The organism is Nocardia sp. NPDC003482 (assembly GCF_053588115.1).
Map to the genome: position 1 here is coordinate 138429 of NZ_JBSFPI010000002.1, position 25413 is coordinate 163841.

At 68.5% G+C, this 25413-nt stretch carries 19 protein-coding genes and 2 tRNA genes; 12 read left to right on the forward strand and 9 right to left on the reverse strand.

Translation table 11 applies throughout. The features are described from left to right. Nucleotides 1–336 precede the first annotated feature (336 nt). The 10 genes from dnaA (at nucleotide 337) to ACWDSJ_RS03855 (ending at nucleotide 12505) form a co-directional block, all read left to right on the forward strand. Nucleotides 337–2112 carry a chromosomal replication initiator protein DnaA gene (gene dnaA, locus ACWDSJ_RS03810; RefSeq protein WP_387358469.1) on the forward strand — a complete coding sequence of 592 codons (1776 nt, stop codon included), beginning with the start codon at nucleotides 337–339 and terminating at the stop codon, nucleotides 2110–2112. A gap of 742 nt (nucleotides 2113–2854) precedes the next feature. Next, nucleotides 2855–4009 carry a DNA polymerase III subunit beta gene (gene dnaN, locus ACWDSJ_RS03815; protein WP_450029116.1) on the forward strand — a complete coding sequence of 385 codons (1155 nt, stop codon included), beginning with the start codon at nucleotides 2855–2857 and terminating at the stop codon, nucleotides 4007–4009. Between the two features lie 90 nt (nucleotides 4010–4099). Beyond that, on the forward strand, nucleotides 4100–5290 hold the full coding sequence (gene recF, locus ACWDSJ_RS03820) for a DNA replication/repair protein RecF (RefSeq protein WP_450029117.1): 1191 nt from the start codon (nucleotides 4100–4102) through the stop codon (nucleotides 5288–5290). Between the two features lie 210 nt (nucleotides 5291–5500). Next, nucleotides 5501–6070 (forward strand): DUF721 family protein, encoded by a 570-nt coding sequence (locus tag ACWDSJ_RS03825; RefSeq protein WP_450029118.1) that lies wholly within the window; start codon nucleotides 5501–5503, stop codon nucleotides 6068–6070. Between the two features lie 351 nt (nucleotides 6071–6421). Next, on the forward strand, nucleotides 6422–8464 hold the full coding sequence (gene gyrB / locus ACWDSJ_RS03830; protein WP_387358475.1) for a DNA topoisomerase (ATP-hydrolyzing) subunit B: 2043 nt from the start codon (nucleotides 6422–6424) through the stop codon (nucleotides 8462–8464). 82 nt (nucleotides 8465–8546) lie between these two features. Further along, nucleotides 8547–11060: a DNA gyrase subunit A gene (gyrA, locus tag ACWDSJ_RS03835; RefSeq protein ID WP_387358477.1), complete on the forward strand. Its 2514-nt coding sequence runs from the start codon at nucleotides 8547–8549 to the stop codon at nucleotides 11058–11060. Nucleotides 11061–11105: 45 nt separating this feature from the next. After that, complete coding sequence (locus ACWDSJ_RS03840) at nucleotides 11106–12080, forward strand: DUF3566 domain-containing protein (protein ID WP_450029119.1); 975 nt, start codon at nucleotides 11106–11108, stop codon at nucleotides 12078–12080. A 121-nt stretch (nucleotides 12081–12201) separates the two neighbouring features. Beyond that, nucleotides 12202–12275 (forward strand) — tRNA-Ile (locus ACWDSJ_RS03845). A 30-nt stretch (nucleotides 12276–12305) separates the two neighbouring features. After that, nucleotides 12306–12413, forward strand: a complete 108-nt coding sequence (locus tag ACWDSJ_RS03850; RefSeq protein ID WP_387358481.1) for a DLW-39 family protein — start codon at nucleotides 12306–12308, stop codon at nucleotides 12411–12413. Nucleotides 12414–12432: 19 nt separating this feature from the next. Continuing rightward, nucleotides 12433–12505, forward strand: a tRNA-Ala gene (locus tag ACWDSJ_RS03855). Nucleotides 12506–12507: 2 nt separating this feature from the next. Here ACWDSJ_RS03855 and ACWDSJ_RS03860 read toward each other — a convergent pair. Genes ACWDSJ_RS03860 through ACWDSJ_RS03890 form a run of 7 tightly spaced genes read right to left on the reverse strand, consistent with a single transcriptional unit; the run spans nucleotide 12508 to nucleotide 20023 of the window. After that, nucleotides 12508–13107: a dihydrofolate reductase family protein gene (locus ACWDSJ_RS03860; RefSeq protein ID WP_450029120.1), complete on the reverse strand. Its 600-nt coding sequence runs from the start codon at nucleotides 13105–13107 to the stop codon at nucleotides 12508–12510. Between the two features lie 2 nt (nucleotides 13108–13109). Continuing rightward, nucleotides 13110–13913: a metalloregulator ArsR/SmtB family transcription factor gene (locus tag ACWDSJ_RS03865; RefSeq protein ID WP_450029121.1), complete on the reverse strand. Its 804-nt coding sequence runs from the start codon at nucleotides 13911–13913 to the stop codon at nucleotides 13110–13112. A gap of 56 nt (nucleotides 13914–13969) precedes the next feature. Beyond that, entirely contained in the window at nucleotides 13970–14758 is a 789-nt protein-coding gene (locus ACWDSJ_RS03870) for an ESX secretion-associated protein EspG (RefSeq protein WP_450029122.1), read from the reverse strand. Next, nucleotides 14755–17478 (reverse strand): WXG100 family type VII secretion target, encoded by a 2724-nt coding sequence (locus ACWDSJ_RS03875; protein WP_450029123.1) that lies wholly within the window; start codon nucleotides 17476–17478, stop codon nucleotides 14755–14757. Before ACWDSJ_RS03875 ends, ACWDSJ_RS03870 begins: the two co-directional genes overlap by 4 nt. A gap of 40 nt (nucleotides 17479–17518) precedes the next feature. Next, entirely contained in the window at nucleotides 17519–17848 is a 330-nt protein-coding gene (locus ACWDSJ_RS03880) for a hypothetical protein (protein WP_450029124.1), read from the reverse strand. Nucleotides 17849–17872: 24 nt separating this feature from the next. Beyond that, nucleotides 17873–19555, reverse strand: coding sequence for a WXG100-like domain-containing protein (locus ACWDSJ_RS03885; protein WP_450029125.1), 1683 nt, complete (start codon nucleotides 19553–19555; stop codon nucleotides 17873–17875). Nucleotides 19556–19561: 6 nt separating this feature from the next. Then, nucleotides 19562–20023 carry a YbaB/EbfC family nucleoid-associated protein gene (locus ACWDSJ_RS03890; RefSeq protein ID WP_450029126.1) on the reverse strand — a complete coding sequence of 154 codons (462 nt, stop codon included), beginning with the start codon at nucleotides 20021–20023 and terminating at the stop codon, nucleotides 19562–19564. 340 nt (nucleotides 20024–20363) lie between these two features. Here ACWDSJ_RS03890 and ACWDSJ_RS03895 point away from each other — a divergent pair, with 340 nt between their 5' ends. Beyond that, nucleotides 20364–21365 carry an alpha/beta hydrolase gene (locus ACWDSJ_RS03895; RefSeq protein WP_450029424.1) on the forward strand — a complete coding sequence of 334 codons (1002 nt, stop codon included), beginning with the start codon at nucleotides 20364–20366 and terminating at the stop codon, nucleotides 21363–21365. 1019 nt (nucleotides 21366–22384) lie between these two features. Here ACWDSJ_RS03895 and ACWDSJ_RS03900 read toward each other — a convergent pair. Together ACWDSJ_RS03900 and ACWDSJ_RS03905 are read right to left on the reverse strand one after the other, a co-directional pair. Further along, nucleotides 22385–22801: a hemophore-related protein gene (locus tag ACWDSJ_RS03900; protein WP_387358497.1), complete on the reverse strand. Its 417-nt coding sequence runs from the start codon at nucleotides 22799–22801 to the stop codon at nucleotides 22385–22387. Between the two features lie 111 nt (nucleotides 22802–22912). Next, on the reverse strand, nucleotides 22913–23743 hold the full coding sequence (locus ACWDSJ_RS03905) for an NAD(P)H-binding protein (RefSeq protein WP_450029426.1): 831 nt from the start codon (nucleotides 23741–23743) through the stop codon (nucleotides 22913–22915). A gap of 137 nt (nucleotides 23744–23880) precedes the next feature. Between ACWDSJ_RS03905 and ACWDSJ_RS03910 the strand changes: the two genes are divergently transcribed. Then, nucleotides 23881–24891, forward strand: a complete 1011-nt coding sequence (locus ACWDSJ_RS03910) for an adenylate/guanylate cyclase domain-containing protein (RefSeq protein ID WP_450029428.1) — start codon at nucleotides 23881–23883, stop codon at nucleotides 24889–24891. The last annotated feature ends 522 nt before the right edge of the window (nucleotides 24892–25413 follow it).

A 25413-nucleotide genomic window follows, 5' to 3' on the forward strand; every position in this document is an offset into this window, starting at 1 on the left:
CGCATCAATGGGTGACTGTACGAGGGTACTTATCGGCTGGAACCGGGTCAAACTCGGGGTACCGTGAACCGGGCTTGCCACCGCGACACGCCAGCGGACACGCGCCGTAGCCAAGAGATAGCTACAGAAGCCCAGGTCCGGGCACCGACGCCGGGCGCGCCCCGGCCCGACTCACACCCTTGTGGTTCTCCACATCTGTGGATAATTGTGTGGAAAGACCCCTGGAGTGGCATATTCGTATGGCCGACGGCCCCGCCGAACACCCGCGCTGAAGGGGGATGCGGGCAGTTCCAGACCGTCTGCTCCAATCGACCGATTCCGGGGAGGAAAACCTACGTGGACGACGAGCAGAACGTGTTGACCGCCGTCTGGCCCGAAGTGGTAGCCGAGCTTACAACCGGTTCCGCCGATGGTGCCATTCCGGCGGTGACCAATGCTCAGAAAGCCTGGTTGGGCCTGGTCAAGCCGCTGACCGTGGCGCAGGGCTTCGCACTGCTCTCGGTCCCCTCCTCGCTCGCGCAGGAGGCCATCGAACGCGATCTGCGCGAACCGATCCTGCGCTCGCTGGGCCGTCGGCTCGGCCCCCAGGTGGAGGGTCTGGGCGTGCGGATCGCCGCGCCGACCACCCCGCCCGCCGACCGGCCCGCGGGTCCGCCGCGGCACGCGCGGCTCACCTCCCGCCCGGAGCGGGTCCGGGAGACCCCGCGCGAACCGGTGCCCTACCCGCCCGCGCCGGAGTATCAACCGGCCGTCGAGTACGCCCCGCCGCGCTACCTTTCCCCAGGCGACTATCCCGCGCGGGCCGACTATCCCCAGGACGAGTTCCCCACCCCATCGATGGCTCGGGAATTGCCGGACACCCCCGCAGCGGAACCGCCCGCGCCGGTGCACCGGGATCTGGACCTGCCGCCCGCGCGGGCGGCCACGCCCGGACAGGAGTCGCTGTTCGCCCCCGAGGGCGACGGCCGCCGCCCCGGCGCCCCGGAGCCCGCCGACGACGAGCCGGTGGTCAACGTCCGCAACTCCTGGCCGACCTACTTCACCAAATCGCCCGAGCCGACCCCGTCGGCGCCGGTCTCTTCCTCGGCCAGCCTGAACTCCAAGTACACCTTCGAGACGTTCGTCATCGGCGCGTCCAACCGGTTCGCGCACGCGGCCGCGGTGGCCATCGCCGAGGCGCCCGCGCGGGCCTACAACCCGCTGTTCGTCTGGGGCGCTTCGGGTTTGGGCAAGACGCATCTGCTGCACGCGGCCGGGCACTACGCCCAGCGGCTGTTCCCGGGCATGCGGGTGAAGTACGTGTCGACCGAGGAGTTCACCAACGACTTCATCAACAGCCTGCGCGACGACCGCAAGGTGGCGTTCAAGCGCCGCTACCGCGAGACCGACATCCTGCTGGTCGACGACATCCAGTTCATCGAGGGGAAGGAAGGCATCCAGGAGGAGTTCTTCCACACCTTCAACACGCTGCACAACGCGAACAAGCAGATCGTCGTCTCCTCCGACCGGCCGCCCAAGCAGCTGGCCACCCTCGAGGAGCGGTTACGCACCCGGTTCGAGTGGGGTCTGATCACCGATGTGCAGCCGCCGGAGCTGGAGACGCGAATCGCCATCCTGCGCAAGAAGGCTCGGATGGATCGCCTCGACGTGCCACACGACGTGCTGGAACTCATCGCGAGCCGGGTCGAGCGCAATATCCGCGAACTCGAGGGCGCGCTGATCCGGGTGACCGCCTTCGCCTCGCTGAACGGCCAGCCGCTGGATCTGTCGCTGGCCGAGGTCGTGCTGCGGGATCTGATGCCCGACACCACCACGATCGAGATCACCGCGTCCACGATCATGGCCGTGACCGCGGAGTACTTCAACACCACGCTCGAGGAGCTGACCGGCCCGGGTAAGGCCCGCCCGCTCGCCCAGGCCCGTCAGATCGCGATGTACCTGTGCCGCGAGCTGACCGATCTGTCGTTGCCGAAGATCGGGCAGGCGTTCGGCCGCGACCACACGACGGTGATGTACGCGGAGAAGAAGGTGCGCAAGGAGATGACCGAGCGCCGCCGCGTGTACGACCAGGTGCAGGAACTCACAGCCCGCATCAAACAGCGCTCCCGCTGATTCGCTCCCCAAGCCGATCCACCCCGAATGACCTGGGCGGATCGGCTTTTTCGTGTTGTGGATTCCTCGAGGAGTCCTTGTGGAGTCCTCGAGGAATCCCCCTGTTCTCCACCGGTTCGCTCACAGTTCGGGGACACCCCCGTTGACAGCTCCGTCAACACCCGTTCATGCACAGTTCCCACAGGCGAACTCATCCACCGGGTCCGACCTGCCCGAATCCCGTTGCGGCCTTGTGGATTCCTCGAGGAGTCCTTGTCAGGTCCTCGAGGAATCCTCGAGTTGTCCCCGGGTCGGTGCACACGTGTGCACAACCGGGGTACGGTCCGGGGAGAACTCGAGGATGGCTCGAGGACAGGGGTTGAACAGATTCGTAACCTCCACAGCGCCCCGCCGTTCATCCTCGAGACACCGAGCGGACATCCCCATGACGGCACGCGTCGCGAGCAGCGGATTCGCCGGGAGTCCACAGAATCCACAGCGCCTACTACTGTTTCGGTTCTTCTTCTAGAGAGATTCTCTTGAAGACAGGATGTGTGGAAACCCGGTTCGGGACCGGACTACCCGGATCGCGCCGCGGCACTCCTCGCGACGACGCATCGAGGAGATGGGTTGGGGACGACACGCATCCGAGGGGTGGCGTGGTGATCACGGCCCCGCGCGGGTACGGTTTGGTGTCCGGCATCGAGCCGAACGGATCACGACCGATCGAGACTTGGGAGAGGACAGTCGGGCGATGGAAAGCATGAAGTTTCGGGTCGCTCGCGAGGATTTCGCCGAATCCGTCGCCTGGGTGGCCCGCAGCCTGCCGTCGCGCCCGCCCGTACCGGTGCTCGGTGGCGTCCTGCTCGTGGCCGACGAGGACGGACTCACCGTCTCCGGCTTCGACTACGAGGTCTCCGCGCAGATGCGGGTGGCCGCCGAGGTCGCCGGGCCGGGGCAGGTACTGGTGTCGGGTCGCCTGCTGGCCGACATCACGAAGGCGTTGTCCAACAAGCCCGTCGACGTCTCCGTGGACGGCACCCGCGTGCTGATCGCCTGCGGCAGCGCGAAGTTCTCGCTGCCGACCATGCCGGTCGAGGACTATCCCCAGCTGCCCGAATTGCCGCCGCAGACGGGCGAACTCGGGGCCGACGTGTTCTCCTCGGCGGTCGGTCAGGTCGCCGTGGCCGCGGGCCGCGACGACACGCTGCCGATGCTCACCGGCATCCGGGTCGAGATCGAGGGCTCGAAGGTCGTGCTCGCGGCCACCGATCGGTTCCGCTTGGCGGTCCGGCATCTGGAGTGGCAGCCGGGCCGCGACGACGTGGAGACCGCGGTACTGGTCCCCGCCCGCACCCTGTCCGAGTCGGCGAAGACGCTGGGCCCGTCCGACGCGCCCGTGCAACTGGCGTTCGGCACCGGCACCGACGGGCTGCTCGGCATCGTCAACGGCGGCCGCCGCACCACCACCCGGCTGCTCGACGCGGAATTCCCCAAGTTCCGCCAATTGCTCCCCAAGGAGCACACCTCCATCGCGACGCTCCAGGTGAGCGCGCTGATCGAGGCCATCAAGCGCGTCGCGCTGGTCGCCGAGCGCGGCGCCCAGGTGCGGCTGGAGTTCTCCGAACAGGGCCTGCAACTCTCGGCGGGCGGGGACGACGCGGGCCGCGCCGAGGAGTGGCTCGAGGCCGACTTCCGCGGTGAGCCGCTCACCATCGCCTTCAACCCGGGCTATCTGAACGACGGGCTGTCCGCGCTGCACTCGGACCGGGTGACCTTCGGGTTCACCACCCCCAGCCGCCCGGCGGTGATGTGCCCGACCGGCGAGGACGAGCCGCCGACCACCGAGTCCGGGGCGTACGCCGCGCTGGCGAGCGACTACATCTACCTGCTGATGCCGGTCCGCCTGCCGGGCTGACCCACATTTGTGAACATTGTTGATAACCCTGTGCAGAACTCGGGATATCGCACGGTCGCTCGCGGTGTGCCGGGGTCGGTGGGCTGACCGATGTACGTGCGGACGCTGACCCTGCGCGACTTCCGCTCCTGGGCGCAGGCCGACCTCGAACTGGCCCCGGGCCGCACCGTCTTCCTGGGCGCCAACGGCAACGGCAAGACCAATCTGGTGGAGGCCGTGGGATATCTGTCGACGCTGGGCTCGCACCGGGTGTCCACCGACGCCCCGCTGATCCGCATCGGCGCCCAGCGCGCCCGGATCGGCGCGACCGTGGTGAACACCGGGCGCGAACTGCGGATCGACATGGAGCTGAACCAGGGTTCGGCCAACCGGGCCCAGATCAACCGGTCGCCGGTGCGGCGGCCGCGGGAGATCCTCGGCATCCTGCAGACGGTGCTGTTCGCCCCCGAGGATCTGGCGCTGGTGCGCGGCGATCCGTCGGAGCGGCGGCGCTTCCTCGACGAGTTGTGCACCGCGCGGCTGCCCCGGCTGGCCGGGGTGCGCTCGGACTACGACCGGGTGCTGCGGCAGCGCTCGGCGCTGTTGAAAACCGCTGGGCGGCAAGCCCGTTCGCGGTCCGGCTCCGAGCTGAGCACGCTCGACGTCTGGGACGGGCACCTGGCCGCGCACGGGGCGGAACTGCTGGCCCAGCGGCTGCGCCTGGTGCACGAGCTGGCGCCGCATCTCGAACGGTCCTACCGCGGTATCGCGCCGGAATCGCGCGCCGCGGCCGTCCGCTACCGAAGCGGTTGCCTCCCAACGGAATTCCTCGATCCCGATCGCGCGCCCGAACCCGACGACGCCGAGGTGCTCGAGTCGATCCTGTTGCGCGAGTTGTCCACAGCCCGTCCCAAGGAATTGGAACGCGGGGTGTGCCTGGTCGGTCCGCACCGCGACGATCTGGACCTTATGCTCGGCTCCGCGCCCGCGAAAGGCTTTGCCAGCCACGGGGAGTCGTGGTCGTTCGCGCTCGCGCTGCGCCTGGCGGCGTTCGAACTGCTGCGCAGCGTCGGCACCGACCCGGTGCTGCTGCTCGACGACGTGTTCGCCGAACTGGATCGCCGCCGCCGCGCCGCGCTGGCGGCCGTCGCGGCCACCGCCGAACAGGTGCTCATCACCGCGGCCGTCCCCGAGGACGTCCCCCCCGAACTCGAGGCCACCCCGCTGCGCGTGGAGACCACCGGCGCGGCCGACGAACGCGCCTCCCACATCGCCGGAGAGACCGTCCGCGCCGAGCAGTGAGCGCCGCGCACCCCCCGGGACCGCGTGTCTGTCCCGCCGGGCACAGACGACGTACCTCGCGGGTCCGCAACGGCTGTCCCCACCGAGCACCGAGGCCCCCGCGGGGATGTCACAACTGGGCCGTGTGACACGGCCCGCGGGCGGTAGGTGTCGCGGTTGCCGAGCGCTAGCCTTGTCCTCCTACGCGACAAGATCGATCCGGGAGGTGGCATGGCGGACGGTACCGACGACGACGGTGCGAAGTCCTTTGCCGACGGGTCCCAGCCGGAGTTGCGCGGCATCGATCTGGCCCGCCGCGCCCTGGAGGAGGCCCGGGCCGCGGCCAAGGCGAGCGGTAAGGCCGTCGGGCAGGGCCGGGCCTCGCCGCGCAAGGGCGGGGTGCGGGCGCTGCGGCGCCGCGGCTGGTCCGGCGCGCGACCCGACGAACGCGATCCCCAACTGCTCGCCACCCTCGCCGGGGCGCTGGCCAAGAACCGCGGCTGGTCGGGCAAGGTCGCCGAGGGCACGGTCTTCGGCCGGTGGGCGGGCGTGGTCGGCGAGGACATCGCCGCGCACGCCACCCCGATCTCGCTGACCGACGGCGTGCTGAGCGTGCAGGCCGAATCCACGGCCTGGGCAACGCAATTGCGCATGCTGCAGGCGCAGCTGCTGGCCAAGATCAACGCCGCGGTCGGCCAGGGCGTGGTCACCCAGCTGAAGATCAGCGGCCCGGCCGCGCCCAGCTGGCGCAAGGGCGAACGGCACATCAAGGGCCGCGGCCCGCGCGACACCTACGGCTGAGTCGTTTCACGTGGAACGCCGCGCGAGGGCGGGTGCGCGGCAAACAATTTCCGCGCGGGCCGCAGCGGGCCGCTGAGACTCGCGAGACCCCGGAGACCTACAACCGGACTCGGCGGCGATCGATTTCACGCACTCACGGAGCTCTCAGGGGTGTCATAGGTGCATCCTGTGGCGGGTGTACCAGTAGGATGGGGGAGTAACTAGCGGCGATACCTTCGGCGCGCGACGCGCGGCCCGCGCGCGGACCCGTAATTCTCGAGCAGTTCGTCATCTCGAGCCTGTGGACCGGGGCCACCCGTGCGCTGTTCGCGTTGCGCCGAGGGATCAGCAAGTAAGGAGAGCTACCGAGCAGTGGCTGCCAACGACTCCAACGCAAGCGGCTCCACCCCGGCGAAAGCGGGCAATCAGGATTACAGCGCCTCCAACATCACGGTCCTGGAGGGCCTCGAGGCGGTCCGCAAGCGCCCCGGTATGTACATCGGTTCCACCGGCGAGCGCGGTCTGCACCACCTGATCTGGGAGGTCGTGGACAACTCCGTCGACGAGGCGATGGCCGGCTACGCCACCCGGGTCGATGTCACCCTGCTGGCCGACGGCGGCGTCGAGGTCGTCGACGACGGCCGCGGCATCCCCACCGATATGCACGCCCAGGGCATCCCGACCATCGAGGTCGTCATGACCCAGCTGCACGCGGGCGGCAAGTTCGACTCCGACGCCTACGCGGTGTCCGGCGGTCTGCACGGCGTCGGCATCTCGGTGGTGAACGCGCTGTCCACCCGCCTCGAGGCCGATATCGACTACCGCGGTTTCCACTGGAGCCAGGAATACAAGGACGCCAAGCCCGGCAAACTGATCCAGGGCGACGCGACCAAGCGCACCGGCACCACCATCCGGTTCTGGCCGGACGCGGAGGTCTTCGAGACCACCACCTTCAACTTCGAGACCGTCGCGCGCCGCCTGCAGGAGATGGCCTTCCTCAACAAGGGCCTGACCATCACGCTGACCGATCAGCGGGTGAGCGACTCCGAGGTGACCGAGGACGTCGTCAGCGATACCGCCGAGGCGCCCAAGACCGACGCGGTCGTCCCGTCCGAGCAGAAGGTCAAGACCCGGACCTACCACTACCCGGGCGGCCTCGAGGACTTCGTCAAGCACATCAACCGCACCAAGCAGTCCATCCACAACTCGATCGTGTCGTTCACCGGCAAGGGCACCGGTCACGAGGTCGAGGTGGCGATGCAGTGGAACTCGGGCTACTCCGAGTCGGTGCACACCTTCGCCAACACCATCAACACGCACGAGGGCGGCACCCACGAGGAGGGCTTCCGCGCCGCGCTCACCACGGTGGTGAACAAGTACGCCAAGGAGAAGAAGCTCCTCAAGGACAAGGACGGCAACCTCACCGGCGACGACATCCGCGAGGGCCTCACCGCCATCGTGAGCGTGAAGATCTCCGATCCGCAGTTCGAGGGCCAGACCAAGACCAAACTCGGCAACACCGAGGTCAAGTCGTTCGTGCAGCGCACCTGCAACGAGCACCTCGCGCACTGGTTCGAGGCCAATCCGGCCGACGCCAAAACCATTGTGCAGAAGGCGGTCTCGTCGGCGCAGGCGCGCATCGCCGCTCGCAAGGCGCGCGAGCTGGTCCGCCGCAAGAGCGCGACCGACCTGGGCGGGCTGCCCGGCAAGCTGGCCGACTGCCGCTCGAAGGATCCGGCGAAGTCCGAGATCTACATCGTGGAGGGCGACTCCGCCGGCGGCTCGGCCAAATCCGGCCGCGACTCGATGTACCAGGCGATCCTGCCGATCCGCGGCAAGATCATCAACGTCGAGAAGGCGCGCATCGACCGAGTCCTCAAGAACAACGAGGTCCAGTCGATCATCACCGCGTTCGGCACCGGCATCCACGACGAGTTCGACATCGCGAAGCTGCGCTATCACAAGATCATCCTGATGGCCGACGCCGACGTCGACGGTCAGCACATCACCACGCTGCTGCTCACGCTGCTGTTCCGGTTCATGCGCCCGCTGGTCGAACACGGTCACGTGTATCTGTCCTGCCCGCCGCTGTACAAGCTCAAGTGGCAGCGCAGCGAGCCGGAGTTCGCCTACTCCGACCGCGAGCGCGACGCGCTGCTCGAGCGCGGCCAGGCCGCCGGGCGGAAGATCAACAAGGACGACGGCGTGCAGCGCTACAAGGGTCTGGGCGAGATGAACCCCAAGGAGCTGTGGGAGACGACCATGGACCCGGCCACCCGCCTGCTGCGGCTGGTGACCCTGGACGACGCGGCCGCGGCCGACGAGCTGTTCAGCATTCTCATGGGTGAGGACGTCGAGGCCCGGCGCAGCTTCATCACCCGCAACGCCAAGGACGTCCGCTTCCTCGATCTGTGACCCGTTCCGTGTCCCGGCGCGCCCACGCGCGCCGGGATGACGAGTTGCCCAGGGCCACACAGACTTCCAACGGAGAACATCGATGACCGAGACCACCCTCCCGCCCAACGGCGGCGGCGACCGCATCGAGCCGGTCGACATCCAGCACGAGATGCAGAACAGCTACATCGATTACGCGATGAGCGTGATCGTGGGCCGCGCGCTGCCCGAGGTGCGCGACGGCCTCAAGCCCGTGCATCGCCGGATCCTCTACGCGATGTACGACAACGGGTACCGGCCCGACCGCGGCTATGTGAAGTCGGCCCGCCCGGTCGCCGAGACGATGGGCAACTACCACCCGCACGGCGACGTCCCGATCTACGACACCCTGGTCCGGATGGCGCAGCCGTGGTCGCTGCGCTACCCGCTGGTCGATCCGCAGGGCAACTTCGGTTCGCGCGGCAACGACGGCCCGGCGGCCATGCGCTACACCGAGTGCCGCCTGACGCCGCTGGCCATGGAGATGCTGCGGGAGATCGACGAGGAGACCGTCGACTTCCAGGCCAACTACGACGGCCGTTCGCAGGAACCCGTCGTTCTCCCCAGTCGTGTCCCCAACCTGTTGATCAACGGTTCCGGCGGCATCGCCGTCGGCATGGCCACCAACATCCCGCCGCACAACCTGCGCGAGGTGGCCGAGGCGATCTACTGGGCGCTGGACAACCACGACGCCGACGAGGAGTCCACCCTCGCGGCCTGCGTGGAGCGCATCAAGGGCCCGGACTTCCCGACGCACGGCCTGATCGTGGGCGGTCAGGGCATCCAGGACGCCTACAAGACCGGGCGCGGCTCGATCCGGATGCGCGGCGTGGTGGAGATCGAGGAGGACAACCGCGGTCGCACCACGATCGTCATCACCGAGCTTCCGTACCAGGTCAACACCGACAACTTCATCAACTCGATCGCCGAGCAGGTCAAGGACGGCAAGATCGCGGGCGTCGCCGACGTCCACGACGAGTCCTCCGACCGCGCGGGCATGCGCATCGTCGTCACGATCAAGCGCGACGCGATCGCCAAAGTCGTGCTGAACAACCTGTACAAGCACACCCAGTTGCAGACCAGCTTCGGCGCCAACATGCTGTCCATCGTCGACGGCGTGCCGCGCACGCTGCGGCTGGACCAGATGATCCGGCTCTACGTCAACCACCAGTTGGACGTCATCATCCGGCGGACCCGCTACCGGTTGCGCAAGGCCGAGGAACGCGCCCACATCCTGCGCGGCCTGGTCAAGGCGCTCGACGCGCTCGACGAGGTCATCGCCCTGATCCGGCGCTCGGCCGACACCGAGACCGCGCGCACGGGCCTGATGCGGCTGCTCGAGATCGATGAGATCCAGGCGACCGCGATCCTGGACATGCAGCTGCGCCGGTTGTCGGCGCTGGAACGGCAGAAGATCGTCGACGAGCTGGCCAAGATCGAGCTCGAGATCGCCGACTACAAGGACATCCTCGACAAGCCCGAGCGGCAGCGCGCGATCGTGCGCGACGAGCTGAAGGAGATCGTCGACAAGCACGGCGACGATCGCCGCACCCGGATCATCGCCGCCGACGGCGAGGTCAGCGACGAGGATCTGATCGCCCGCGAGGACGTGGTGGTCACGATCACCGAGACCGGCTACGCCAAGCGCACCAAGACCGACCTGTACCGCAGCCAGAAGCGCGGCGGCAAGGGCGTGCAGGGCGCGGGCCTCAAGCAGGACGATCTGGTCCGGCACTTCTTCATCACCTCGACCCACGACTGGCTGCTGTTCTTCACCAATCTGGGCCGGGTGTACCGGGCCAAGGCGTACGAGCTGCCCGAGGCCAGCCGGACCGCGCGCGGTCAGCACGTGGCGAATCTGCTGGCCTTCCAGCCGGACGAGAAGATCGCCCAGGTCATCCAGATCAAGTCCTACGAGGACGCGCCCTATCTGGTGCTCGCCACCAAGAACGGCCTGGTCAAGAAGTCGCGGCTGACCGATTTCGACTCCAACCGCTCGGGCGGCATCGTCGCGGTGAACCTGCGCGACAGCGACGAATTGGTCGGCGCCGCACTGTGTTCGGCCGACGACGATCTGCTGCTGGTGTCGGCGCACGGCCAGTCGATCCGATTCCCCGCCAACGACGAGGTGCTGCGCCCGATGGGCCGGGCCACCTCCGGGGTGCAGGGCATGCGCTTCAACACCGACGACGAGTTGTTGTCGCTCAACGTGGTCCGGGACAATACGTACCTGTTGGTCGCCACCGCGGGCGGCTACGCCAAGCGGACGGCCATCGAGGAGTACACCGCGCAGGGCCGCGGGGGTAAAGGTGTATTGACTATCCAGTACGACCAGAGGCGTGGCAGTCTGGTGGGAGCGCTCATCGTCGACGACGAGGACGAGCTCTACGCCATCACCTCCGGCGGCGGGGTCATCCGGACCTCGGCCAATCAGGTGCGCAAGGCCGGACGGCAGACCAAGGGCGTGCGATTGATGAACCTCGGCGAGGGCGATACGTTGCTTGCGATCGCTCGGAACGCCGACGAGCCCGACCAGGTTTCCGGCGAAGAAGACACCAGCGGTTCCGAGAAGCAGTAATTTCTCCACAGGCAGCGGCGGCACGAAGGATTGAAGGATCCCCAATTGACCACTCCGAACCAGCCGAATGACGAGCGGCACCACGCCAACGGTGTGACCGAGCGCATCGCGCCGTCTCCGATTCCGCCGCGGCCGATTCCGCGGCCGGGCGACGGCGGCGGCCCGGGCAGCGCGTCCGATCGGTCCGACCACCCCGGCGATTCCCGGGGTCCGGAGGGCGCGCAGGAGGGCCCGGGGGAGCAGTCCGACGGCGCCGACGGCGCGACCACCCGGTTCGAGGAGGGCTGGTCGCAGCTGCCGCAGCGCGAACCGCAGTCCAATCTGAACCGCCCCGGGCAGTCGCCGGTGACCGGGCGGCCCCCGGTCAACCCGATCGGGCTCAACGCCGGGGTCAGCAACGCCCGTACCACCGCCGACCTGGCGGCGAAGGCGGCCCGCAAGGAGGCCGCGATGGTGAAGTCCGTCGGCATCGACGGACCCACCCGCAGCATCGCCCGGCCGGAGCTGGTCAAGGACATGCCCGACCTGTCGGAGCTGCGTCATCCCCTGCCGCCGTCCGCGCCCGCCGCCGAGCCGCCGGGGCATCGTCCCGGTCCGCAGGCCGTGCCGATCTCGCCCGCGGTCCCGGCGGCGGTCGCCCAGGCGGTCAGCACCGGTGAGCCGCTGCGGGCGACCGTGCAGGTGCGCCACATCGATCCGTGGTCCACGCTGAAGATCTCGCTGGTCATCAGCGTGGCCATGTTCTTCGTGTGGATGCTGGCGGTCGGCTTCCTCTACATCGTGCTCTCCGGCATGGGTGTCTGGGACCGCCTCAACAGCACCTTCACCGATATGGTCTCCGACAACGGCTCGTCCTCGGCGTCGCTGATCGACGCCGGATCGGTCTTCGGCTACGCCGCCGTGATCGGCCTCATCAACGTCGTCCTGCTGACGGCCCTGTCCACGGTCGGCGTCTTCATCTACAACCAGTGCACCGACCTCGTCGGGGGCATCCAGGTCACCCTGGCCGATCCCGATTAGGTCGCGGCCCGCCAACGGCCGGTTCCGCCCGTCAGGGCCGGGACCGGCCGTTTTGGTTATCGAGGGCCGCGTACGGTAATCTCGTGCCTCGGTTCGGGAAGTAATCCCGGGACCGAAATCCGGGCCTATAGCTCAGGCGGTTAGAGCGCTTCGCTGATAACGAAGAGGTCGGAGGTTCAAGTCCTCCTAGGCCCACACCCGGTCGATCACAGTAGGGTGGGATTCATGAAAATTCTCCTCATGCTCGGTGCTGTGGTTGCGGTCGTCTTCGCGGTCAGCAAGTTCCGCCAGCGCAGCGAGCCCGATCTGTGGCACGAGGTGACCAACCGCTGAGTTCCGTACTCGGCCACCAGGGGCGTTAGCTCAATTGGCAGAGCACTGCCTTTGCAAGGCAGGGGTTAGGGGTTCGATTCCCCTACGCTCCACTTCAGCGCACGCGGTCGTAGACCAGTGCCATTTCGCCCAGCTCACCGGATTCCCGAAGGGCGAGTTGCCATTTCGTGCCGGGCAGGCCGTCGTCGAACAGGCGGGGGCCGCCGCCCGCGATCTCGGGGCAGACGATCAGGTAGAGGCGGTCGATCAGGTCGGCGGCGAGCAGCGGTTTGATGACGCTCGAGCTGCTGTTGACGAGGATGTCGCCGGTGCCGGAGGCGCGCAGGTCGGCGACGACGTCGGCGGCGGGGGCGTTCACGACGCGGGTGCGCTCCCAGGGCGATTCGGTCAAAGTCGTTGACAGCACGACCTTTTCGGTGTTCACGAGCCATTTCGCGTAACCGCGGTCGCGCGGGTCGGCGTCGGGGTTGTCGGCCATCGTGGGCCAGAAGCCCAGGAAGCCCTCCGCGTTGCGGCGGCCGAGCACCGCCGTGGTGGCGTTCTCGTGGGCGCGGCTCATCTGATCGCGGGCGACCTCGGTGACGGCGTAGGGGACGATCGCGCCCATATCGCCGGGGCCCGCGGGGCCGTGGTAGCGGCCGTCCAGGGTGAGGCTGAGGTTCGCGGTGACCTTGCGGGCGGGGGAGTCGGACATGATCATGCTTCTTTCTTCTCGAGGGTGTGGGTCAGTTGATCGAGGACCTGCCCCCAACCGGTTTCGATACCGGCGATGAAGGGGGCGGCCTCGACCGTCGTCTCGGTGATGGACAGCCGCATGCGCAGCCGGGTGCCCGATCGATCCGGGGCGAAGTCCAGGTCGTAGTGTCCGGTGAACGCGACCGCGCCGGCCGCGTCCAGGACCGACAGGTCGAAGGCGAGATGTTCGGGTGCGCGCGCGGCGTCGACCCTGCCGGTCGAGCGGTAGGAGCGCCCCTCGGCGTCGCGGTAGTCGAGCACCACCCGGCCGCCCGGTTCGGGCTCGATGACGCAGGCGGACATCGTCATCGACGGCGGCGCCCACCAGGCGGCCAGCAGCTCCGGTTCGACCCAGTGCCGCCAGACCGTCGCCGGGGGCGCGCTCAGCAGCCGCTCGAACGCGAAGGTCCGGCCGTCGGCCCACCGATCACGGTTTGCCGCCGCGGTTTCCGCGTCGATGGCGGCGCGGTAGCGCTCCACCACATCCCGCTCGCCCGCATGCGCCTCGGCGGTCGCGACGAGGTCGCGCAGGCGCTGCTCCAAGGCGATCAGCGGCCCGGTCTCGAGGGCGTAGACGCGACGCTGGCCGAGCGGGAACACCGTGACCAGCCCGGCGCGGGCGAGCGTCTGGAGATGTTTGGTGGTCTGCGGTTGCCGCAGGCCGGTCAGTTCGGCCAGTTCGCCGACCGAGCGCGGCCGCTCGGCCAGCGACTCGACGATGCGCCAGCGCGCCCCGTCTCCGAGTGCTGAGGTGATCCCATCCATGCCAAGAAGTATTCTCCACAGAGAATATTCTTGTCAAGGAATATTTTGGGATTCCGTCAAACCTCCAGCTCACGGTGCGAATCCATGCGGGCGAGGATGCGCTCGATCTCCCCGCTGATCCAGCCGACGAGGCCGTCCGAGCCCGTGCCGACCGCGATCGGGGCCGGATCGTCCAGCGGTATGACATAACGGCCGTCGTGCGGGAGATCGCGCCACAGCACGCCCGACTCGACCAGGCCGCGCGGGCCGAACTTCGACCGGCCCTGGAGCACCTTGACGATGCCCGTGGAGACGGCCGGGGTGTCGAAGAAGCGGGCGGCGGTGAACTGCTCGTCGTCCTCGTCGTCGGCGACCATCGAGCCCGAAACCCGTTCCGGCGCGGGCGTTTCCGATACGACGATCGGAATCGCGCCGCGGCGGCCGGGACCGGAGCGCGGCAGCCGGTCCACCACCGCCTCGCTCAGCTCGCGCGGCCCGCATTCGGTGATGGTGAAACCGCCGCTGTGCCAGAGGGTTTCGCCCGGTTTCTGGTCCAGGACGTATCCGCGGGAGCCGCGCCGGACCGCGTGCACGCGGATGCGCTTGTCCGGATTCTCGAAATCCTGGTCGTCCCAGGCGTGCGCGACCACGAACACCTCGGGCCGGGCCACGGTGTCGACCATCGCCTCGAATTCGCCGTCGGCGCGGTCGCGCAACCGGTCCCGCGCCTCGGCCCGCTCGCGTTCGTAGTCGGCCAGCAGCGCGGTGCGGCTGGTGAACGAGAACGGGGCGGGCAGCACGCCGTGCCGATGGTCGTCGCACAGCAGCTGGAATTCCAGATCGGTGAGTTCCCACGTGCGGCTCATTCGATGACCGGCTTCACCTTGTAGGGCATGTCGCCGAGCGCCTCGTCCATGTTCTCCCGCGACTGGAGGAACTTCGCCCGCCGATGCTCGCGGCTGGACGCCGCGCCGCCCGCCCCGCCCGCGGGCGCTCCGGCCATACCCGGCGCGCCCATCCCGGGCGAATCCCCGTGCGCCGCATCGGGTGCCGGAGTCCCCGGCAGTTCGGCGCGCGGAAACAGTTGGGCGGCACGGGTGTTCTCGTACGGCTGCTGCGGGGTCTGCGGCACGTCGCCGCCACCGAGATCGCCGCCGCTGCCACCGAAGTCGCCGCCGCCTCCACCACCGCCGCCCCCGCCCAGGGCGTTCGGATCGAACGCGCCGCCGGTCAGATCCGAGAGCTGCTGTCCGAGATCGGGAATCTGTCCCGCGAGGTGGTGCAGTTCGTCCAGGCCGCCGAGGCTCGCCCCCAGATTGGTGAACGCCTCGATGCCCTTGTTCAGGGATTCGCCCAACTGCCCCAACGCCTCCTGGCCCGCCGAGAGCAGTGATTCGATGGGATCGCCCTGGCCCGTTGTCCCTTGGCCGCCGGAGAGCAGCGATTCGACGGGATTGCTTCCCGAGGCGGATTCGGTGCCGAACGGTGAGTGCGACGAAGTGGCGTGCCCGGTGGTGTCCGAGTCGGCGCTGCCGAAGGCGGGGACGTGGCTGCCCGCCGAACCGCCCGTGGTGGGGGCGTCCGGCATGGGGACCTCGCTGCCCGTCGAGCCGGACAGACCGGAGACGAGATCGTCGAGCGAGGGGATGTTCGAGCTCGGCGCGGACGCCGAGTCGGAGGAGCCGCGGCCCGAGGAGCCCGAATTCCCGCCGCCGAACGAGGGGGTCTTGCTGCTGGTCGAGCCGCCCGTGGTGGGCGCGTCGGGCATCGGCGCGGAGGTGCCCATATCGCCGCCGCCGGAGAGGCGGGAAATCACGTCGTCGAGCGACGGCGTGCTCTGGCCGCCGGACGGGGATTTCGACGAACCGCCGCCGGAGCGCGAGCCGGATCGGCCACTCGGCGAGAGGCTTCCGAAATCGGGCGTCGAGAAGGTCGGTGCCGCGGGCATCGGGGAGCTCTGGCCGTAGTCCCCGGATCCCGACGGGATGGACGCCGACGGCGAACCGCTCGAACCCGGACCCGAGCCGGGGGAGGAGGACGAACCGGAGCCGCCCGAGCCCTGCGGATCCGAATTGCCGAACTGGGGCATGGGACCTCCGGGGGAGGAACCGGTGCCGGTCGATCCGGTCTTGCCGCCGCTCCCGTCCAGGTAGCCCTTTTCGTAACCGGCCTGGTAGCCCTGCTGATAGTCGCCCTGGCCCTGGCCGTATTGTCCCGTGCCGTCGCCGTATTGGCCCGAACCGGCGCTGCCGTAACCGCTGCTGTCGCCGTATTGGCCGGGGCCGCTGCCGTATTCGCCGCCGGTGCCGTAGCCGTTTCCGGATCCGTATTGGCTGTTGCCGGAACCATATTGGCCGCCCGAACCGTATTGGTCACCGGTGCCGTAGCCGTTGCTGGAACCGTACCCGTTCTCGCCGCCGGTGCCGTACGGACCGGAATTCCCGTACTGCCCGTTCTGGCCGTACCCGGCCTGCTGGCCCGCCTGATATCCGGCCTGGTACCCGGATTGATATTCGGGGCTCTGGTTCTGCCCGTTCCCGTACTGCCCATTTCCGTTCTGCCCATTGCCCGTTCCGTCCGGGTTCTGCCCGTTGCCGTTGCCCTGGTTCTGCTGGGTCGGGGCGTCGAGCGAGGGCATGACCGAGACGGAGTTCTTGATGCCCGCGATGTAATGGCTCTCGAACTCGCCCCGGAAATGCGCCATCTGCTTTCCGGGACAACAGGAGTCGGGTTTTGGATTGTGCGGCATGCTGAGCGCCGTGGCGTACAGCCAGCGGGCGGTGTAGTCCAGGTTCTGGCTCATCGCCGTCATCGCGTCGGTCAGCGGCTGCACGCCCTGCTGATAGCGCTGGGTGGCCGCCACCGCGGCGCTCGCGGCAGTGCCCTCCCAGTGGTTGGAGACCGAGGAGATGGTGCTCGCGAAGTCGTTGAGCTTCTGATACAGCGTCTCGCCCAACCACTTCCACATGCCCGCCGCGTCGGCCACGGGCTGCGGCCGGATGGTCTGTCCGAGCTGATACAGATCGTGGTAGCTCAGGCTGTCCTTGTTCTCGTACATCACGGTGACGGAACTGTCCTTGTTCCCGTGATAGTCGGTCAGCGAGGACGGGAAGTCCGGCATCTTGAAATCCAGGCCCCAGTCGATACCGCCCAACTCCGGCGTCTGGAGATCGGAATGAGTGGGCATATTCGGATTCGACGGCTGTACGGACCCGCCGATCTGCTGCGACGAGCCGTCCTCGGCGAGTTGATAGGTCTTGCCCGCCAGCACGAAGGTGTCGTGCATATCGCCGACGATCTTCGCGTTCTTCTGCAGAATGTCGTGCAGCCGTGCGGCTTTGGTGCTGAACGCGCCCGCCAGCTCGCGCCCGGAGTACAGGTTGCCGAACGGGTCCATGCGGTCGAGTTTGTTGTCCGACACCGCCTTCGCCATCGCCTGCAGGTCGGCGACCAGCTGCTGGGCGGCGTTCGCGGCGGTGATCGCGTCCTGCCTGTCGAATTGCAGATAGCCGTTGGACGCCGCGTTCTTCAGACCGGCCCACTCGTTCTGATCCGGCGTCGTCGTCGTGGTGGTCGGTGTGGTCATCGTCTCCCTTTCGACCGTGCGCTGCGGGGTGCGGGGCGGATCAGTGGAACGGTTGCGCCGAACCGCTGTCGGTCGTGCCGAGGAAATTCGCGGCGGTGCGCTGGCCGTTCGCGAACTGCTCGAGCGTCTCGCCCATCCCGTCCGTGCCGGAGAGCAGATTGTCGCGGGCCTTCTTGTAGCCCTTGTCGCCGTCGGCGAACTTCTTGCCGGTCTTGTCGTTTCCCCAGGGCCGGTTGCCGCCGTCGGATTCGATGCCCGCCAGGGCGGTGCGCAGATCCGAGCCCACCTTCCGCACCTTGGTGGCCAGATCCGCCGTGACCTCGGCGGCACTCCTCAGCTGTTGGGGATCGACCTGGACCTTGTCCGCCATGACTGCTGGCACCTCGTTCTGGTGTTATTCGGTGGGGGGTCGGAACGCCACGTCGACATCGGGAGTCGGTTCGGGCGGCACCCACTGCTGCCACCGCGGCGCGCCGGGCGCGTCGTAGTGGGCGGGCAGGGGTTCGATGTAGGGCACCTGTTTCGGCCGGGTCTTGGCCTTCATGTCCTTGCCCGCGCCCAATTCCTTTTCCGGCGCGGGCGGTTCGGGCGCGGGATGCGTGCCGCTGCTGCTCGACGAGTGCGTGCTCGAACCCGATGAGCCCGATGAGCCGCCGCCGTGACTCGAGCCCGCCGGTCCGGCCGTCACCGTCGGGCGCGCGCCCGAGGGCCGCCAGCCGCCGTCGACCGAGGACGACCACGAGGTCGGCGGGGTGCCGCCGGTCCATTCGCCCGGCCGGGTGGGCGCGGGCGCGCCGTGGCTCGAACTTCCGGAGGAGATGCTGGACGGGGCCGTGTGGAACGATCCGCCGCTGCTCACCGGTCGCGGCGCCGAGCCGTCCGGCGCGGTCACGAACGAACCGCCCGAACTGGCCGTGACGAAGGATTGCTCGTCCCCGCTCGAGGACGAGGATCCGCTCGAACTCGCGGGCGGCGGCGCGGGCGGTCCGCTCGGCGGCTTGTTCTGCGCGCCCTGCCTCATCCAGAACGGGAACCGCGGATCGGAGCTGCTGATCGGCGTCCACTTGGTGAAGCCGCCACGCGCGCCGCCCACGATCGCGCCGCGCGACGCGCCGCCGACGTAGCCGGTGGGCGAGGCGAACGAGGACAGATCACCGGTCACCGCGGCCGCGCCCAGATTGCCGAAAACCGAACCCACGACACCGGATCCGGCCCCGATGCTCGCACCGTAGAGCACCGAGCCGCCCGGCATCTTCTTCAGCGCGTCGCCCGCGAACTTGTTCAGGCCCAGCCCGGCGTAGCGCGCGAACTCGCGGCCGGGGATCGTGCCCGCGATCGAACCCACCGCCGAGGCCCCGAACTCCTTGGCATTGAAGGTGCGTCGCTTGCCGTCGGCCATCTGGCCGAGCTGCACGGCGGCGTTGAGGCCCATCGAGGTGACGCCCGACTCCAGCGCCTTCACCGAGTACACCCCGACACCCTTGGCGGTCGGCAGTACGAACCGGCCCGCCGCGAGCTCCTTGAAGAAGTAGCGCGACGAGCTGCCGGTGGCCGCCTTCAGCTGCGCCCGCGTCGCCAAACCCAGCTTCCCGGCGAGCTTTTCGATCGCGTTCGCCACGAAGTCCTCGAACACCCGCAGGAACGATCGCGTCGTCGAGATGGCCGCGGCCTCGACCGCGGGCGCGGTCGGCGGAAACAGCCACGCCCACAGGATCTCCGCGGCCAGCCAGGCCAGGCTCACGATGACCGTGATCTTCGTGGACTGGAGTTCGGTGCCCATGTCGAAGGTGGAATCGGACACGGTGTGCAGCAGTTCGGCCAGCGACTCGATGGACTGATCGCCGGTTCGCAACTGGTCGAACAGCTTTCCCATCTCCTCGGCGGCCCTGCCGTCGGGATAGGCGGCCATCGTCTTCCGCTCGGCCTCGTCGACCTCGGCGAGCAGGGCCTTCAGGTCCTCGCTCGCGGTCTTCCAGGCCGCCGACACCTTCCACATGGCGTCCTCGTCGCCGTCCGGCCAGGTGGTACCGGCGACCCAGGCCAGCCAGCGCAGCCCGTGCGGTAGGTCCAGGGACATCGCCGGTTACCAGTCCTGGTCGGCGATGAGCGAACGGGTCACCGAACCGTCGCCGGGGATGCGCCGATCGGGCCGGGTGGTCGGCGGGGGCGGGGCGACCGGCAACATCGCCCCCAGATCCGGTGCGCCCTCGACGATTTCGGACAGTTTGGGCAGCCGCGACTTCTTCTCCAGCAGGGGCTCCATGAGTTCGCGGCCGCGGCGCAGCACCTCGGTGGCGGCGGCCTGGACCGCGGCGGTCATGCCCGCGGCGATCTCGTCGTAGCTCAGATCCGCGATGTCCTCGGCGAAGGCGGTGTCGATGAGCAGGCCGTCGGCATTGACGGTCACCTGGATCCGCTTGTCGCAGACGGTCGCGGTGGCCGTCAGCAGGGAGCGCTGCCGCTGGATCTCGGCGATGCCACGCAGTTGTTCGTCCAGTCCCTCGAGCATCGTCGCCATATCGGCCTGCAAGCGCTCGTTGACCATCGGCTCCTCCGTCGTCTGCCCTGTGGGACAGGACAGCGCATCTCGTTGAACTTCCGGTGCAGCACAGGGAAATTCGGTGAGACGGCTGATTCAACCTTCAACACGGAGCAGTGCCGCCGGGGCCGCGTGCCGCCGCTCGGAACACCCCCTGATCGCACCGCGCGGCGAAATTGTCCAAAGTGCCGTTGCCGCACGGAATGCCGTGTTTTCCGCGCGGGTGTGTCGTTGCGCGAGCACACAATTGCGATGCTGGAAGCTGGAGCGCATGAATTGGACCGAAAGCGCGGAAACACTCGCGTCCCGCTGTACGCGTATCGTGGCCAATGCCGCCGTGGCCGGAATGCTCGCCGGTGTTCTCGCCGCCCTCGGCGCGCCGGCCGCGAATGCGGATCCGGCCGCTCATCCGGAACGAATCACCGCCGCCACCTCGGCCGACGGTTCGAAGATCACCGGCGTCGAACGCGTCGACGATCGCAATATCCGGCTGCAGGTGTACTCCGCGGCCATGGACAACACCTTTCCCGTGGAGGTCCAACGCCCCACGGACAGCGCGCAATCCGCGCCCACGCTGTATCTGCTGAGCGGGGTCGACGGCGGTACGAATGCGGCCTCCTGGCAGGCGCAGACCGATGTGCGGCAGTTTCTCGCGGACAAAAACGTCAATCTGGTCATGCCGATCGGCGGCCGGTTCAGTTATTACACCGACTGGGTCAACGACGATCCGGTTCTGGGCCGCAACAAATGGAAGACGTATCTGACCGAGGAATTGCCGCCGCTGATCGACACGGCGCTGAACGCCAACGGCGTCAACGCGATCGCGGGCATCTCCACCTCGGGCACCTCGGTGCTGAATCTGCCGATCGCCAAGCCCGGCCTGTACCGTGCCGCGGCGGCCTACAGCGGGTGCGCGCAGGTGAGCGACCGGCTGGGGGCGGCGTTCGTGCGGGGCATCGTGACCGCGTTCGGCGGCGGGAACGTGAACAACATGTGGGGCCCGCCCGGTTCGCCGGAATGGCAGGCCAACGATCCCTATGTGCACGCCGACGAGCTGCGCGGGGTGGATCTCTACATCTCCTCGGGCAACGGCATGCCGGGTAAGTACGACGTGCTCGACGGGCCGCGCTCGCTGCCCGGTCCGGACGGGCTGGCCAATCAGCTCGTCATCGGCGGCCTGATCGAGGCGGCCACCAACTACTGCACCCACAATATGCAGGACAAGCTCACCCAACTCGGCATTCCGGCCACCTTCGACTACACCTCGGGCACGCATTCCTGGGGTTACTGGCAGGACGAACTGAAGCGGTCCTGGCCGGTGCTCGCCCGCGGCCTCGGTCTGGCCTGATCGGTTCCCGCTCGTTCGTTCCCACCGCCGTGCCGCGTCGTCTCGCGGCACGGCGGTTCGCTTTTCCCCTGTGGCGCAGGGCAAAACGAAAGCGGGTCGGTCGCCCTCCGGATGGCGACCGACCCGCTGTGCTTCGGGGTGCGTCAGATGATCGCGACCAGCGCGCCCAGCAGGATGCTGGCGAAGGTGCCGACCGCGGCGACGCCGATTCCGAGCATGCTTCCGACGAGAGGCAGCAGCATTTGTCGATCCTTTCGATGTTGGTGAGAACGGGATATTTCCGGTCCGGGCGCCGATCGGCGCCCGGGGTACTACGAACTAGACGATGGCGACGATCGCGCCCAGCAGGATGGACACGAAGGTGCCCACCGCGGCGACGCCGATACCCAGGATGCTTCCGGCGAGAGGCAACAGCATGAGAGTGCTCCTTCTTTCGTTCGGTTGATTTGGGTCGTGCCGAGAAGAGGACGACTAGACGATGGCGACCAGTGCGCCCAGCAGGATGCTGACGAAGGTGCCGACGGCGATGACGCCGAGTCCGAGGATGCTTCCGACGACGGGCAGCAACATGAGATGGTTCCCTTTCCGTAGAGATCGAACGTGGTGTGCATTCATCCATCAATTCGCCGCCGTATCGGAGACCGCAACGACGTCGTCGAGCAGCACACCCGCTAATACCGCCGCGGAACGGTGGCGGGTGTGCGTCGAGCCGGGAAACCTTTACGCCGAGGTTGGCTTTCGCGTCGATGTGACGCTCGTGCGACGAATCCAATGTCGCTGGTTATGGGACGCCGAGGAGACTACCGACAAAGGGAGACGCACGATTCTTCCTTCCTGGTTGTCCAGCTCGTGTCCGACCAGCAGCAGTGATCATGCCAACTACGGCGTTGTTTCAGATGAACCGTCTCGGCGTGTCGGAAACTTGCTCGAGACGGGTAGAGCATACAGCCGGAAAACGTGGGAACCGAGCGGTCTTACGGTGTGTCCCGCCAAGCGTCCGATTGGTACCGATGGCCGAATCAGCGCTCGGCGGCGGCCGTGTCCCCGCCCGGATACCGATGGCACGCCGTGGCGGCCTCGCGCAGCACCGTGCCGACCTCCGGCCTGGTCATCCCCAGTTCCAGCAGCCCGCCCAGGAGCTGCTTCCGGGTCTCCAACTGCTGGAACGCGCGCTGGCGCAGATCCGGCGACTGGGCCAGGGTCATTTGCAGCATCGCCTTGGTGGCGGGATTTCCGTCGAGCCGCTGCGCCGATTCCGGAGCGATGTCGTGCAATGCGGCCTCGATCTGATCGAATGAGCAGGTGGACGTCAGCAGCGGCTGCGCGTCGTCGAGCAGATCGGCGTTCGCGATTCCCGTTCCGAACAGCGCGGCACCCGTGACGAATGCACCGATCGCGAACGTGGTGACCGCGGTCCGGGCATGGGTCATCCTCATGAATTCACCCTTCGTTCGTAGGTGTATCGAATGGAGTCTGGAAGCGCTCACATGTAAACCTGGAGTGCAATCCCACTGTAGTGGCTATCGAATGGCAAATGTAATCGGGGCTCATTCCGGTCCCGGCCACGCGCCCGCCGCCGCGGCCTCGTGCGCGAATTCCCGGAAATCCCGAGGTCGGCGGCCCAGCGCTTGTTCCACACCGTCCGCCGGACGCGAGTTGCGGCCGTCGAGGACCGTGCCGAACAGATAGTCGAGCAGGCCGATCTCCTCGGCCGGAGCACCGTAGGAGGTGAGACCGGCGACGAATTCGGCGCGGCCGATGGGAATGTAGGCGATCGGGCGTCCGGTCGCGCTCGCGATCTCGGCGACCGCCTCGGCGAAGGTCAGCGAGCGGGGTCCGGTGAGTTCGTAGACCCGGCCGTGGTGGCGCGCGTCGGTGAGCGCGGCGACCGCGACGTCGGCGATGTCGGCGACGTCGACGAACGGTTCGGGGACGTCGCCGGCCGGGAGCGCGACCTCGCCCGCGCGGACGAAGTCGGCGAATCCGCCCTCGCTGAAGTTCTGCGCGAACCAGCCACACCGCGCGATGGTCCAGCGCAGGCCCGAATCCCGCACGATCGCCTCGCATTCCGCGGCCTCGGGCTCGCCGCGGCCGGACAACAGCACGACCTCGCCGACCCCGTGCCGCCGCGCGGCGGCGACGAGCGCGTGGATCGTCTCGGGCGCGCCGGGAGCGGCGAGATCGGGTTGGTAGGCCAGGTAGATCGCTCGTACCCCGGTGAGGGCGGCGTCCCAGGTGGCCCGGTCGGTCCAGTCGAACGGCGTTGCGGCCGAACGGGATCCGACGCGCACCGGGATCGATCGCGCGCGCAGCCGGGCGACGACGCGGCTGCCGGTCTTCCCGGTGCCGCCGAGGACGAGGACGGGGTTCGAATTCATCATGTGTCGAGTACAGCCGCGCGGACGCGGCCCCGACATGGCCGAGACGCGCGGGCGCATACGTCAGCGTCCACCGACATAGCGCTGTGACGAATCACTACGGTGGCGCCGCCGAACCGGGCCGTAAGGTCGAGGACATGGTCTCCCCGGAGATGTCGAAGCTGGTGCAGGCGGCGGTCGAGCCGTACCTGCTGGCGGGGCCGCGCCGGTACGACCGGGACGACGTGGCGCGGCAGTCGGGGGTGCCGTCGGAAATCTCACGGCGCCTGTGGGTTTCGCTGGGTTTCGCGGCGAATCCGGACGACGCGGCGGTGGAGTTCACCGAGGCGGATGTCGCCGCGGTCCGCGATTTCGCGAGCCTGGACGTGCTGGCCACGGCCGATCCCCGGCGGCAGTCCGCGGCCGCGCGCACGCTCGGGCAGTCCATGGCCCGGCTGGCGGAGTGGCAGGTCGATCTGGTGGCCGAGGAGATCGCCGACCGGATCCGCGCGATCACCGCGGCCGATCCGGACGCCGACGAGCTCGAGGCCGCGCGCCTGGCCACCGCCGAGGTGGTGACCGCGCTCGAGCGGTTGCAGACCTACGCGTGGCGGCGACATCTGGCCGCGGCGCTCACCCGCTCGATGGACGGCGGCGCGGCGGCGGGCGACACCGTGCGGGAGCTGGCCGTCGGCTTCGCGGATATGGTCGGGTACACGCGGCTGACCAGGCATCTCGATCCCGAGGAGCTGTCGGAACTGCTCGCCGCGTTCGAGACGATCACCACCGACGCCATCACCGGCAACGGCGGCTGGACCATCAAGAACGTCGGGGACGAGGTGATGTTCGCGGCCGAGGACGCCGCCGACGGCGCGCGGATCGCGCTGGCCGTGCAGGAGGCGACCGCGCGCGCGGCGCTCACGCCCGAACTGCGGATCGGGCTCGCGTACGGGGATGTGTTGCTGCGCTTCGGCGATCTGTACGGCTCGGTGGTGAACACGGCCGCCCGGCTGACCGGGGTGGCCCGGCCGGGCACGGTGCTGGTGGACGACGGCGCGGCCGCGCGGCTGGCCGACGAACCGGAGTTCGACCTGCGTCACCTGCGCGGGGTGCGGGTGCGGGGGTTCAGCAGGCTGCGGTCGCATGTGCTGCGCCGCGCGGCCCGCTGAGCGAATCGACCCGGAAATTAGGAGCGGGCCTCGGCGAAGGGGGGGAGTTAGCCGAGGCCCGCGTAAGGTCGGCCCGGGGGGGAGGGGCCGACGTGAACGATCCTACGCGACGATCGCCGATTCCGGGTGTATGAGTGGCGCCACTTTCCGAAGTTTTTTGCGGCGAGTTTTCGACGGGCCCGGTCGCTCGGCGGTCGCCGTCGCGCGGGGTCGGGCGGCTGGTCGACCGAAGATGTTGTGGCACAAAAGCTTTCGTGACCGGTCACAGAATCGGTGGGCGGCGCGACCGCGGTTCTGCGGCCCCGGCGATGGTCGCCGGAAGTGTGCGGATCGGCGGTGACGCTCCCGTCGCGCCCGATTTCCGGGCGTGTCGGCGGCGCGCGCGGGTTTGCCGCCGCGAACGAGTAGTGCACTACTCGCGATCCGCGCGGCCCCACACGACACCATGGAGGAGGCCGCATCCCCCGGCACCCCCGAGCACCGCCGGATCCGGGATGCGGCCACCTGCCCCCCGGCGATATT

Coding starts and splice junctions, on each gene's coding strand:
- dnaN (WP_450029116.1), top strand. CDS start 2,855: ATGAAGTTTCGGGTCGCTCGCGAGGATTTCGCCGAATCCGTCGCCTGG.
- recF (WP_450029117.1), top strand. CDS start 4,100: ATGTACGTGCGGACGCTGACCCTGCGCGACTTCCGCTCCTGGGCGCAG.
- ACWDSJ_RS03825 (WP_450029118.1), top strand. CDS start 5,501: ATGGCGGACGGTACCGACGACGACGGTGCGAAGTCCTTTGCCGACGGG.
- gyrA (WP_387358477.1), top strand. CDS start 8,547: ATGACCGAGACCACCCTCCCGCCCAACGGCGGCGGCGACCGCATCGAG.
- ACWDSJ_RS03850 (WP_387358481.1), top strand. CDS start 12,306: ATGAAAATTCTCCTCATGCTCGGTGCTGTGGTTGCGGTCGTCTTCGCG.
- ACWDSJ_RS03860 (WP_450029120.1), bottom strand. CDS start 13,107: ATGTCCGACTCCCCCGCCCGCAAGGTCACCGCGAACCTCAGCCTCACC.
- ACWDSJ_RS03865 (WP_450029121.1), bottom strand. CDS start 13,913: ATGGATGGGATCACCTCAGCACTCGGAGACGGGGCGCGCTGGCGCATC.
- ACWDSJ_RS03870 (WP_450029122.1), bottom strand. CDS start 14,758: ATGAGCCGCACGTGGGAACTCACCGATCTGGAATTCCAGCTGCTGTGC.
- ACWDSJ_RS03875 (WP_450029123.1), bottom strand. CDS start 17,478: ATGACCACACCGACCACCACGACGACGACGCCGGATCAGAACGAGTGG.
- ACWDSJ_RS03880 (WP_450029124.1), bottom strand. CDS start 17,848: ATGGCGGACAAGGTCCAGGTCGATCCCCAACAGCTGAGGAGTGCCGCC.
- ACWDSJ_RS03885 (WP_450029125.1), bottom strand. CDS start 19,555: ATGTCCCTGGACCTACCGCACGGGCTGCGCTGGCTGGCCTGGGTCGCC.
- ACWDSJ_RS03890 (WP_450029126.1), bottom strand. CDS start 20,023: ATGGTCAACGAGCGCTTGCAGGCCGATATGGCGACGATGCTCGAGGGA.
- ACWDSJ_RS03895 (WP_450029424.1), top strand. CDS start 20,364: ATGCTCGCCGGTGTTCTCGCCGCCCTCGGCGCGCCGGCCGCGAATGCG.
- ACWDSJ_RS03900 (WP_387358497.1), bottom strand. CDS start 22,801: ATGAGGATGACCCATGCCCGGACCGCGGTCACCACGTTCGCGATCGGT.
- ACWDSJ_RS03905 (WP_450029426.1), bottom strand. CDS start 23,743: ATGAATTCGAACCCCGTCCTCGTCCTCGGCGGCACCGGGAAGACCGGC.
- ACWDSJ_RS03910 (WP_450029428.1), top strand. CDS start 23,881: ATGGTCTCCCCGGAGATGTCGAAGCTGGTGCAGGCGGCGGTCGAGCCG.